The 12,267-nt window shown below is 40.3% G+C and carries 11 protein-coding genes; 6 read left to right on the top strand and 5 right to left on the bottom strand.

Annotated elements, in window-relative coordinates:
- Positions 1–18: 18 nt before the first annotated feature.
- From ASJ81_RS01275 to ASJ81_RS01265, 3 genes are all read left to right on the top strand, one after another.
- Positions 19–471 (top strand): universal stress protein, encoded by a 453-nt coding sequence (locus ASJ81_RS01275; RefSeq protein ID WP_095642887.1) that lies wholly within the window; start codon positions 19–21, stop codon positions 469–471.
- Between the two features lie 87 nt (positions 472–558).
- A complete protein-coding gene (locus tag ASJ81_RS01270) occupies positions 559–1,413 on the top strand; it encodes a CBS domain-containing protein (RefSeq protein WP_095642886.1) in 855 nt (284 codons plus the stop codon).
- A gap of 172 nt (positions 1,414–1,585) precedes the next feature.
- Positions 1,586–2,284: a 2,5-diamino-6-(ribosylamino)-4(3H)-pyrimidinone 5'-phosphate reductase gene (locus tag ASJ81_RS01265; RefSeq protein WP_095642885.1), complete on the top strand. Its 699-nt coding sequence runs from the start codon at positions 1,586–1,588 to the stop codon at positions 2,282–2,284.
- 167 nt (positions 2,285–2,451) lie between these two features.
- On the opposite strand, the gene ASJ81_RS01260 is transcribed toward ASJ81_RS01265, so the two are convergent.
- Both ASJ81_RS01260 and ASJ81_RS01255 read right to left on the bottom strand, forming a co-directional pair.
- Entirely contained in the window at positions 2,452–2,964 is a 513-nt protein-coding gene (locus ASJ81_RS01260; protein WP_095642884.1) for a hypothetical protein, read from the bottom strand.
- A gap of 535 nt (positions 2,965–3,499) precedes the next feature.
- Positions 3,500–4,240, bottom strand: coding sequence for a YkgJ family cysteine cluster protein (locus ASJ81_RS01255; RefSeq protein WP_245859684.1), 741 nt, complete (start codon positions 4,238–4,240; stop codon positions 3,500–3,502).
- Between the two features lie 332 nt (positions 4,241–4,572).
- Between ASJ81_RS01255 and ASJ81_RS22480 the strand changes: the two genes are divergently transcribed.
- Positions 4,573–4,746 carry a DUF5350 domain-containing protein gene (locus ASJ81_RS22480; RefSeq protein WP_158498980.1) on the top strand — a complete coding sequence of 58 codons (174 nt, stop codon included), beginning with the start codon at positions 4,573–4,575 and terminating at the stop codon, positions 4,744–4,746.
- A 416-nt stretch (positions 4,747–5,162) separates the two neighbouring features.
- On the opposite strand, the gene ASJ81_RS01250 is transcribed toward ASJ81_RS22480, so the two are convergent.
- Both ASJ81_RS01250 and ASJ81_RS01245 read right to left on the bottom strand, forming a co-directional pair.
- Positions 5,163–6,356, bottom strand: a complete 1,194-nt coding sequence (locus ASJ81_RS01250; RefSeq protein ID WP_095642883.1) for a molybdopterin molybdotransferase MoeA — start codon at positions 6,354–6,356, stop codon at positions 5,163–5,165.
- 21 nt (positions 6,357–6,377) lie between these two features.
- Positions 6,378–6,671, bottom strand: coding sequence for a ubiquitin-like small modifier protein 1 (locus tag ASJ81_RS01245; protein ID WP_095642882.1), 294 nt, complete (start codon positions 6,669–6,671; stop codon positions 6,378–6,380).
- A 79-nt stretch (positions 6,672–6,750) separates the two neighbouring features.
- Between ASJ81_RS01245 and ASJ81_RS01240 the strand changes: the two genes are divergently transcribed.
- Positions 6,751–8,379 carry a flippase activity-associated protein Agl23 gene (locus tag ASJ81_RS01240; protein ID WP_095642881.1) on the top strand — a complete coding sequence of 543 codons (1,629 nt, stop codon included), beginning with the start codon at positions 6,751–6,753 and terminating at the stop codon, positions 8,377–8,379.
- A 250-nt stretch (positions 8,380–8,629) separates the two neighbouring features.
- A complete protein-coding gene (locus ASJ81_RS01235) occupies positions 8,630–9,145 on the top strand; it encodes a cation:proton antiporter (RefSeq protein WP_245859682.1) in 516 nt (171 codons plus the stop codon).
- Position 9,146: 1 nt separating this feature from the next.
- Here the strand turns inward: ASJ81_RS01235 and ASJ81_RS01230 are convergent, their stop codons facing one another.
- Complete coding sequence (locus ASJ81_RS01230) at positions 9,147–11,891, bottom strand: calcium-translocating P-type ATPase, SERCA-type (RefSeq protein ID WP_095642880.1); 2,745 nt, start codon at positions 11,889–11,891, stop codon at positions 9,147–9,149.
- Positions 11,892–12,267: the final 376 nt, after the last annotated feature.

Raw genomic sequence — 12,267 nt, 5'->3', positions numbered from 1 at the left:
AGCAAATGGAGAATAAACATGATGAGCGAATTTTACCGGAATATAGTGATTGCAACAGATGGATCCGAGAACAGCCTTAGGGCTATTTCTTACGGTATTGAGATTGCAAAACTCAGCGGAGCTACGGTTCACGCTCTCTACGTAACAGATATAACTTCTTTTTCTTCAATGCCTATGGATGCGGGATTGGAAATAATGTATGACACCCTGAGAGAGGAGGGGAAGAAAGCAATATCCGTGGTAAAGGAACACGGAGATGCCTCAGGAGTTGAGGTAAGAGAAGTGATGTTGGAAGGTCACCCGAGTAATGAGATTATAAATTTCGCAGAAAATAACGATATTGATCTGATAGTTGTAGGCACCCTCGGCAAAAGCGGGCTCGATAGGTTTCTGCTGGGAAGTGTTGCAGAGAAAGTAGTAAGAGGCTCAAAAGTCCCGGTCCTGGTCGTCCGGAGTGAAAAACAAGATTAAGACTTTCTAGTCAACTGGAAGCCTTTTGAGAAAATAGATATCGGAGAAAGAAAACCAGGATTTAGCGTATACAAAGGTGTATATCACATGCCAAAAAGCATCTTCATTGAAGATATCATGGTAAGGGATGTAGCAAGTGCAACCCTTCCAGGTTCAAGGGACGAGGTTCTTAAAATTCTTAAGAACAAACACATTTCAGGAGTTCCAGTAATTAAAGACTCCAAAGTTGTGGGAGTTGTAACAAGGACAAACCTATTACAAAACCCTGAAGAAGAACAACTGGCTCTTCTTATGACACGGGATCCGATAACCATATCCTCCGGATCTGATCTGCAGACTGCAGCACGTTTACTTTTGGAACACCGCATAAGAAGGCTTCCGGTAGTAGATGACGGGAAACTTGTAGGGCTTGTTACCGTGGCAGATATTATAGGTACAATTGCAGACATGAACATTGATATCCCGATAAAGGACTATGTGGAAAAGAAAGTCGTTGCAATATACAATGAAACGCCTTTACCCGTTGTTGCCAGGATTATGGAACTGGCAGGTGTTAAGGCTGTACCTGTACTTGACTCAAGCCTGGAACTTGTAGGAATTATCTCGGACCGTGACGTTATTGCTGCAAGCATAATTGAAGACAGTGTAGAGATGTCAGATATGTCTGCAGGTCAGGACGACGATGCCTGGACCTGGGAATCGATGCGAGACACCATGAGCATTTACTACAGCGTCTCAAGGATTAAGGTTCCCAACCTGATCGGAAGCGATATCATGATAAGAGAGCCAATCACAGCCACATATATTACATCTGTCAGCGACTGTGCACGGAAAATGAAGCGGAACAGAATTGACCAGGTTCCGATTATTAATTCAAACCGGAAACTTCAGGGACTTTTGAGAGACCATGATCTTCTGAAGCCTCTGATAGAAATCGAATAAATTAAGATTAATCTCGCTTCTAAGAACCGTTAAATCTTTTAACGTAAGACGAAGAATAATAAAGCTATTTAAGAAAAATAAGGCTATTGATGCCTATTCAAAATTTTTACCAGTAAGGAGGCATTCTTTCTAGAGACGCCTCCGAAAACTACTTTTTTCAGGAGCTAGAAAAATGGACAGACCTTTTGTTTTTATTAATTCTGCTATGTCAGCCGACGGCAAACTCTCAACAAAAGAAAGAAAACAAGTCCGAATCTCAGGAAAACTTGATTTTGAAAGAGTCGACGAACTCCGAGCCCAAGTAGATGCAATTATGGTAGGAATAGGAACTGTCCTTTCGGATGATCCAAGTTTAACTGTAAAATCTCCAGAGAGACGGGCAGTCAGGAAAGCCGCCGGAAAAAACGAAAATCCAGTAAGGATTATTGTGGACAGTTCAGCAAGGACTCCGCTTGATGCCGACATTTTCAAAAAAGGGGAAGGACTCAGGATAATTGCCATTTCGACTTCTGCACCTGCTGAAAAGATAGAAAAACTGGAAGAAAAAGCTCTTGTTATCAAGGCAGGAACTGAGAAAGTCGACCTTCCGGAGCTTGTAAGAAGACTAAAGGAAATGGATATAAATACAATTATGGTCGAAGGAGGGGCAACCCTAAACTGGGGAATGCTTTCTGCAGGCCTTGTTGATGAAATTTACACCTTCATAGGAAATCTTATTATAGGTGGCGCTACATCTCCAACTTTCACTGACGGAGAAGGATTTTCAGAAGCCGAACTCCTGGGGCTTGAACTGTTTTCTGCTGAAACAATCGAAGAAGGGGTACTTCTTAAGTGGAAGGTCAAAGGAAAAACAAATCAGATTGTATCCTAATTTTTTGCCTTCGTAACTTTTTTAATTTTTACCTGATATTTATCTTTAATTTAAACATTGTTTCATCAATTTAAACTTTATTTCATCAAATAATGAAGAGGCTGCGTGGAATATGGTGAAATCTAAATTTCATCGTTTTTAGTATCAGCAACAGTGGTGGAAAAAAATCAATCACTGTCACTAAAACGGATAACAAGTTCGCAAACGTTATCGCCACAACTCCTTCTTCTGGTATATGTATGTTCAGAAAAAGGCAGTATACCTTCAATCAATCCTGCTTCATAATTATCGATGGATAAACAGGTTCTGGCATTCCATTTTTTTAAATGTCCCCCCCAAAGACATTTCCTGGCATGAATTATTATTTTGTCATTATCTTTCTGTACTATTTTACTTTTGATTCCAAAAATCCGGTGCATTGCCAGCAACACATATGCACATCCTTCCAGATCTCTTTTTAAATCCAGCATCTTCAGAATTTCGGTTGATTGCCCAAGACCAATATTATACATAATCTCATTTAAGTTGCTTACACCGCCTTTTCCATAGTTCTTCTGCATCATTTCCAGAGTGTCCACATATATCATCCCAATTCCACTGACGGACTTTTTCCATCTCAAAGAATATGGTATAAAATCCCATATAATCAGTCTCTTCAATAGGAAACTTTTAAAAGACATGCTACTCCTCTCAATTTGAAATCTGAATTTTCCGGAATGAATACTAAATAATTTTTGAGGCAGTCTGATTAGATCGTTTCAACCTGCGTTCAGCAGGTCAATATTATATTTTGATAATTGGTGATGGTTACTTTTTTGAAATCTTTATAATTTATTAAGGTTGAAAATGTAACATAACCCAGATCTCACATAATGCAGATCTCACGACATATAAGCAATGAACGCTTAAGCAATGAACACTTTCTTCAATAATAATTAGTTTATAGGGATAATGTGTTTTCCAGCAAAAGAGCTATCATTATCGTTTAAAATATCGGAAAGAATTGCCTCCAAAAGTAGATCTCAAATTCTCTTTTCACGTAAAATAGCTATTTGAATTTTTACTATTCCTAGCTTTTGTTTTTTACTTAGACTTTACTTAATTTTGGTTCACCGAAGCTAGATCTTCATTACTATACAGGATTTTTCCCTAACTGAAAATAGAAGATTAACTTCCAGTATTTAATCGGATTGCCAATCGGATTCTACCGCATTGTTAATCGGTATTTGGTTTAAGATTATATTTTTCGAACCCGCCCTTATAATATACGAAGACTTCAAGTTCACACTTGCCTTTAAGGAATTCCCGCATTCTGCGGTCATATATGCTTTGAACGTGTCTCAGGCCATTTTTTTGGAAGTGGGTTTCCACAGCTTCAAAAAACCCGATCATCTGTCTCAAATAAGCCTCTTCATAAGCCCTGGTCTCCCGCGCAATTGCTTCACACTCGGAATCCTCAAGTTCGGAATAATAGCTTCCATGCTCGTTTAAGCCGCTTATCTGGCGCCAATCCACCTTGCCTGAGTCGTCAGCTTCCCGATGGAGCATGTAAGGATAGACTCTGCAAATTGAAGGACGCCTGTCATAAATTTTGCAGCGCTTATTCTCAAGGAAAATACAGGAGCCGTCAGGCTTTGTTTTCAGTGCGTAGCCTGAAACATAAAACCTGCCCCTCTGGTCACAAAACTCGTAATAAGGAGCAGGAGTAACGAAATCTGGATTTATTTGCCTTATAACAGCCAGGTCTACATCCAGCAGGAAAACATGGTCATTGAACTCTCTGGTGCAGCAGCGTGCACAGAGTTCACACCTGAACCCCAGCTCTTTAATAATGCCTACAAATTCAGGATCAGGAAATTTTTCTACGCCTGCAAGTTCTTCCCGTGCGTCTGCAAGCCTTGTTTCAATGTTATTCTTTTTTACGTTAATCACCTTTTTAAAAAAAGAATTATGCAAGTCTACCTTGTTTTAATTCTATGTCCGTAACATTTAATTACTAGCATTTCTTTTTATCATAAATCCAAGGCTTGATAACATTTATAATTTCGCACTTTCAGGCTTCAAGGAATATCAGATATTCTTAATCATCATTGAGAATTATCGATTTAACATTATAGAACCAGGGAATACCTGTTAAACCAGGGAATACCTGTTTATTGAGACTCTGCCGAGGAAAAAATCCGCGGCAACCGGCAGTGTCCAGCAATAAGCGAATACCTGGATATATTACGTGATAAATTACAAACAAATTTAGAGAAAATTAAGATTAAACATAAAGAGGAATGATAATGGGCAAAACCGGTAGCATTGATTGGGTAAAAGTAAAAGGCAGAAAAGGCAGAGTAATTAAGGTCCAGAAGTCACAGGCTCAAAAAGCACACCCAGGACCTGCGCAGCGCTTCAGTTCTTCAGGACATAAGAGGCGCTTCATCAGAAGATCTGCAAAGGCTCTTGTAAAGTAATCTTAAGGGCTTTTAAATTTATTTTTTTAAATTTACTTTTTTAATTTGTTGTTTTGAATTTACTTTTGAGGTTAATTTTTGAGCTTTAATTTTGAATTTTAATTTTGAGCTTTAATTTTGAACTTTAATTTTGAATTTAGATCATAGCTCTGAACATTTTAGACCAGAATACTTTAGACCAGAATATTTTGCTGGCTCTCTCCGTTTGATTAGCCTTTGAAGCATAAAACTTCATATAAGAAAAAGCGAATCACTGGACCTGAAGGAAGAAAGAAAGGGATTTCGTTCATTATTTTTGACTTACTTTTACAAAAAGTGGAATAAAAACTGGAACGTTTTTTCATTAATCCAATCTGAAGAATATAACAATAAGGTAAAAGAAGATTAAAAAGGTATTTTGAGAGAATACAGGAGTGTCATTCGATTAAGAAGACATCTACCTCTTCTCCTTCTTCATATCCTTCAACGTTTTCCGGCACAAGCACATACCCGTCAGCCTTTGCAACTGAAGTCAGAACTCTGTCTCCGTTTCCGGTCAGAGGGCGCACCTTATCTCCTTCAAAGACAACACGGACGAAATTAATGTATCCTATTTTCGAACTGATTTTTGCAGCCAGGCGCTTTTTAAAAATAGGTTCAGGAATCTCTGGAATTGTAGCCAGTTTTCGAATCCCCGGGCGGACAAAGAAATAGAGGGAAACGAGCCCGGCAACCGGATAACCTGGCAGGCAAACTACAGGGATGTTACTTATAATTCCAAGAGCTGAAGGTTTACCTGGACTGACTCCTATGCCATGTACGAGCAGTTCTCCTAGAGCTGCTACAACTTCAGAGGCATGATCTCTTTTTCCTACTGATGTTCCGCCTGAAAGAAGAATCATATCGGCATCCAGGTTTGCTTCTATGGCTCTTTTTATATTATCCGGATTATCAGGAACTATATCGAGATAACGAGGAATTCCACCCCATTTTTTCACGTAAAGAGACGACATCAATCCATTAGTCTCAAGCACCATGCCAGGAGGAGGGACATCCCTTTCCTCCTGACGGCTTACGAGCTCGTCCCCTGTTGGAATAACTGCAACAACAGGCTTTTTGAAAACCTTGACCCTGCCAAATCCAAGCGATGCAAGAACAGCAATATCACATGGGCGAAGAAGATGCCCTTCCTCAAAAACTACCTCTCCTTTTTTTATGTCCTCTCCGATCTGTCCCACATTCTTGCCAGGATAGACCTGAGCCCTAATCTCTACAAGGTTTCCTGCGGTTATGGTATCTTCAACCATTACGACAGCATCAGCTCCTTCAGGCACTAACGCTCCGGTATGGACCCAGGTTGAAGTTCCTTCCTCTACTCGGTCAGAAAGCTGCAGCATTACCGGATTTGAAGGGGAAGCTCCCATAGTGTCTGAAGCCCTTACAGCGTATCCATCCATAGCTGCACGTCGGTAATGTGGCACATTCCTTTCAGAGATTACGGCTTCTGCCAGTACCCTGCCTGTGCAGGTTTCAAGGGAGATTTCTTCTGTTTTTTTTATGGTAGAAATACGCTCAAGAAAAAGGTTCAAAGCTTCGTCAACCGAGGTTCGTTTTTTGAATATCCTGCCCATAATCGTCCTTCCTGAAGAGAATTAGCCTCCCGAAACCGGAGGCAGGACTGCAAGCTCATCAGCGTCAGAAAGAAGAGTATCAAGTCCGTCAAGATGCCGAATGTTGTTTCCGTTTACAAGGACATTAATTGAACCGCACATAATTGGAGCTTTACTTTCTCTTTCGAGTTCCTCAAAAATAAGGAGCTTTAACTCGGGATATTTTTCAGTAAGAGATAAAAGGATATCAATAACCTTTTCTCCCGACAGCTGCAGTTCCGATGTGCCCGCTTTTTCACGCAAATTTGCAAATAACTTGACTTTAACCTCAGCCATGAGAGAGATTATTTCATCCTATTCCTTAAATATACCTATGCCCATTAAGAATCAGCTATGCTGGAAGGTTTGGGGAATAATGCAGCAAGGTCAGGATTACAACACTGAGAACTCGCCAGAGCTTTCTGAGAAAAAATACAAATTGCTCGGGTTTCTGATCATTCTTTTTGCCCTGTTAATAAGATTGTTCGATCTGGGAGAGCGAGTACTTCATCACGATGAAAGCGTACATGCCAGTTTTACCCTTAAACTTCTCGAAAGCGGGCAATATAAATATGACCCTGCCTATCACGGCCCCTTTCTATTTCATTCTACTGCTCTCGTCTTTCACTTCCTGGGAATAAACGATGCGACAGCACGCCTGATCCCTGTTTTCTTCGGAGTAGCAGCAATTCTTCTGCTCTTTTTACTTAAGAAGGAACTTGGAGAAAGGGGTGTACTCTGGTCGGCTTTCTTGCTCTCTTTTTCTCCAAGTATGGTGTACTTTTCAAGGTTCTTCAGGAATGACCTGATCATTGTTTTCTGCACCCTGGCAACGGTTATAGGTGGAATTCGCTATCTTGAGAACCTTCACAGCTCAAAGAGGTACTCTTATCTTATCCTTGCTGCTTCCTCTCTTGCAGTTGCCGTATCCTCAAAAGAAAACGCTTATCTTGTTATCCTTATGTTCGGAGCCTATGTATTGATTTATTCCTTGTACAGATTTTACTCCGACTGGAAAAAAGAAAATCTGAGCCTTAAAAGAACTTTTATTCTCAAAATTTCAGCCGTTTCTCCATTCATACCAGAAATTCTGATTTCAGGCACTCTCTTTGTTTTTATTGTAATGTTGTTTTATACAAGCCTCTTCAGAACCCCGGAAACTCTCTATTCAATTGTGGAAAAAGCTTTTTCTCACTGGATGGAGATGCATAGAATTGAACGTATAGGAGGCCCTTTTTACTATTATATTCCTATCCTTCTTGTATACGAAAGCCCGATTCTGATCTTTGGGGCTGCAGGTATAGTTCATTTTCTGAGAAAGAAAGGAAAAAACGCCTCCTTTTTCCTGTTTGTTTCTTACTGGGCAGTTTCGAGTTTACTGCTTTACTCCTATCTTCAGGAAAAAGTCCCCTGGCTTGTTGTGCATATTGTCCTGCCTTTTGGGATTCTGGCAGGGGCTTATCTTGGAGATTTTTTTCCAGGGATACCTGGCCGAAGACAGAAGAATTTACTCGAAAAAGAAAACATGAGTTTCGGAACAGACAAACCTCCCGTTTCCGGGATAAAATATTCCAGAGCCTATATCCTTATTACAGGGATTCTGGCACTTACGCTAATAATATCATTGGCTCAGTGCTTCTCCGTAAACTTTTACAGGAGTATGGAACCTGATGAGCTGATGACGTATTCACAGACATCTCCGGATATCAGGGAACTTATGGAGAAAATAGAAGGATTCAATCTCGGGCCTGAAACTCTAAGAATATCCGTTGTGGATCCCGAAAGCCTTTACTGGCCTCTCCCATGGTACCTCAGGGACTATGAGAAAGCAGCATATTATACAGAACCGCCAACAAAAAAAGAGTACGACGCGATAATAGTACCTTCAACATACCGGATGTACGATCTGATTTCAGAAGAAAAATATTCCTCATATAATTTCTCCTTACGCCCTGGAAAGGAGTTTACTCTTTATTATAAAAAAGAACTTGAAAAAAACATATAAAAACATATACCAGACCGGAAAAAGGAAATTTACATTTTAAGTACAGGAAAACAATAGTATTAGAAGAATAGTACTAGAAGAATAGTACTAGTACTGTGATTCCCAAGTAGTTCATAAAATTTGACTTTTGAATAGAGCCGAGAATCACGGATTTTTCCAGGAATTAAGGAATTTATTTTGGAATCGAAGCACTAGAAGAATAGTACTAGAAGAATAGTACTAGAAGAACAATCTTTAAGTGGGAGATGGTATGGACAGAACACTCAGTCTGAAAAATAGCTTCTGCTTATCTTGCAGAACTATTCGGACTTCATCATCAATAGGGGCCTTTACAGGAGGCATAATGGTGTCGGAAATTCCCCTTGCTAAACTCCCGGATATACAAAGCAAAGTTGATGGACTGGCTCATGGAGTTTTGATTCCTCTTTTTTTCGCTTTTATAGGATTTTTAATTAATCCATACACTCTAAAAAACACTGGCAGCTTTACCCTTCTAATTATCCTTGCAGCACTTTCTGGGAAATTAGCAGGAGGCTTTATCGGATCAAAAGTTATAGGTTTCGACTTTTACGAAAGTTTAATTTTCGGCACAGGGGTTATGCCGAGGGCAGGAGTTGAGCTTGTGATACTTACTATAGGAAGAGAATTACAAATAATCAATCAGGAAACATTTTCGTCAATGGTCCTGATGGTAGTTGTATCTATTCTAATCTCACCGATCTGTGTGAGATGGGCTGTTCAAGCCAGGCAACGAAAGAACGGGTAAATCAATCAAAGTTTGTCTTTTCTTTAGTTTTCCCCTGAGAACTTTTTCCTGAGAAATATTTTATCAGTTCCATTGAGATAAGCGTGGTAGAAGCAAGAGGCAGTATCACTCCCCAGTCAGAGAGAGAAAGCGGAACGGTCCTAAAAGCAGTCTGGAAAAAAGGAACATAAATTACTACCAGTTGCAGGATTATTGTTGTCAGGACTGCATAAACCAGGGACCTGTTTGTAAAAATTCCCAGGGAAAATATTGAGTAACGGTCAGATCGCCAGTTGAAAGCATTAAACATTTCTGAAAAAACTACGAGAGTAAAAATCAGAGTCTGGAGTTTCTCAATAGAGAAGTTTCTGTCAAGAGCCCAGGTTAAGACTAGAAGAGCCTGAAGAGCAATCAACCCTCCAATTCCCAGCCCGGCTGTGATTTCCCGGCGAGTGATAAGACCTTCCTCAACGTTTCTTGGCTTCTGTCTCATAATGCCGCTGTCAGGAGGCTCAACTGATAGAGCCATAGGAGGAAGCCCGTCCGTAATTAAGTTAATCCAGAGGATCTGAACCGCAATCAGAGGCAGAATCTGCCACCCCAGAATAGAAATAAGGACTATGAGCACCTCACCTATATGGGCTGAGAGCCCGTAAGTAATGAAGTTTCTAATATTTTTGAATATATTTCGTCCTTCCTCAACCGCTGCAACAATTGATGCAAAATTATCGTCCGTAAGGATCATGCTTGAAGCTTCTTTACTGACATCCGTGCCCGTAATCCCCATAGCTATTCCCATATCTGCAGCTTTAAGGGCAGGAGCATCGTTTACTCCGTCCCCGGTCATTGCTACGACATAGCCTTTTTTCTTAAGGGCGTCTATAACCCTCAATTTATGGGTAGGATAAACCCTGGCATAAACCGAGACTCTTTCAACCTCCCCTTCAAACTCGGCATCACTGAGGGTATCAAGTTCCGAGCCTGTAAGAGTAAGATCGTTTTCCTTCAAAATCCCCAGTTCCTTTGCAATTGCAGATGCCGTAATCTTATGGTCACCTGTTATCATTATGGTTTTAATACCTGCGTTTTCACATTTTTGGATTGCAACCTTTACTTCCTCTCTTGGTGGATCTCTCATGCCAGTTAAGCCTGAAAAGATCATATCTTCTTCAATTTTCTCAGATGGAAGTTCTCCTGAAGAATTATTTTCAATAAAGAGTTCCTCATCCAGAGGATGGAATGAAAGAGCCATAACCCTGAGGGCCTGATCAGCCATTTCCCTAACTTCCCCTGTAATCAACTGCTTCATCTCTGGAGATAAAGATTTTATTTCACCATCAAGAAAAATCTTCGTACATGAGCCAAGAATTACCTCAGGAGCTCCTTTTGAGAAAGCAACCAGCCCTTTAAGAGGAAAGCTGCCAGAATCAGCTTCCAGTTTACTGATAGTGGTCATTCGTTTTCTTTCAGAGGAAAAGGGTATTTCCCCAAGGCGAGGATATTTTTGATCAATATCAACTTTATGAAGCCCTGCCTTTGCCGCAGCAACCACAAGAGCTGCCTCCGTGGGATCTCCTTTGATCTCCCATTTTTCATTTTCCTTAAAAAGACCAGCATCGTTACAAAGAGCAGCTCCCAGTAAGAGGATCTGAAGATGGGAGTCATCCATAGAAACTTTATCACTTCCCTTAAAGAACTCTCCTTCAGGAGAATATCCTGCTCCCGTAACATTCAAAACCTGCTTGTTAACACAAATTTTTTCAACCGTCATTTTGTTCTGCGTAAGCGTGCCTGTCTTATCCGAACAGATAACGTTTGTTGCTCCAAGAGTTTCTACAGATGGCAGTTTTCTTATAAGGGCATGCCTTTTGACCATACGTCTTACTCCGAGCCCAAGCCCTACCGTAACAACTGCAGGAAGAGCTTCAGGAATAGCAGCAACCGCGAGAGCAACGCCCCATAAAAACATATCAAGGAGAGGAAAACCATAAAAAACCCCAAGCATTGCAATAAAAGCCACAATTACAAGAGTCGCAATACCAATCCATCTGCCGAACTTATCAAGGCTTTCCTGTAAAGGAGTTCTGGACCTCTCTATTGTCCCCAGAAGCCCGGCCAGCTCCCCAAAAGCCGTATTCATTCCGGTTGCGGTAACGATTGCACTGCCTCTTCCGTAAGCAACTGCAGTTCCTGTATAGACCATGTTTGTCCTGTCAGCTTCAGGAGTTTCGGAGGGCACGGCTTCAATGTTTTTCTGAACAGGCACGGACTCTCCTGTAAGGGAGGACTCATCAAGTTTGAGATTGAACTCTTTAACGATCCTGGCATCCGCAGGAATGCGGTCTCCGGTTTCAATAAGGATAAGATCCCCAGGAACGAGATTGTTTGAGGAAATATTTTTTTCAACCCCGTCCCTTATAACAGTAGCTTCAGGTGAAGTAAGGGACTTTAGAAGCTCAATTGCTTTCTCGGCTCGATATTCCTGCACGAAGCTGAGAATCCCTGCAAGAAAAACCGTAAAAATAATGACTATTGCATCAACTACCTCCCCGAGAAGAGCCGAAACAATAGAGGCCGTAATCAAAATAAAAATCAAGATACTTTTAAACTGTGAGATAAAGAGCTGCAGAACCGATACTTTTTCCTTTTCTTTAAGTTCATTTTCGCCATATTTTTTAAGTCTTTTTTCGGCTTCCTCTGAACTCAAACCTGCTTCCGATACTCCAAGCTCTTCAAAAACGGAGTTGACTTCCTGATCGTAATACACCCCTCTATCCCTCAAAATCCCCTAATAATCCGGAGATGTTCCTTGATTAATATATCTGCTTATTTAATATAAGTTTCAAAGCATATATAGCAGTTAAGTATATCGATAGGTTAAGGGGTTTTTAAAGAAATTTCAGTAACATGGACTCTTGTGGAAAAAGAGATATAAAACTTTAGCTATTTTTATATCAAGACAGGCATCTGGAATCTATTCGAATCTAGTTGAAACCTATTTGAAATTATTCAAATTTACTTGAAATCTATTTGAAATTATTCAAATTTACTTGAAATCTATTTGAGTCTGGTTGATTTCTTAAGAGTTACCCATTGGTCATCGGTTAAGGAAAAATCGTTATCAATTGCATTGATTTTCATAA

The organism is Methanosarcina spelaei (assembly GCF_002287235.1).
GTDB lineage: Archaea > Halobacteriota > Methanosarcinia > Methanosarcinales > Methanosarcinaceae > Methanosarcina > Methanosarcina spelaei.
The sequence above is the reverse complement of the archived record's forward strand: the minus strand, read 5'-3'. Positions and strand labels throughout refer to the sequence as shown.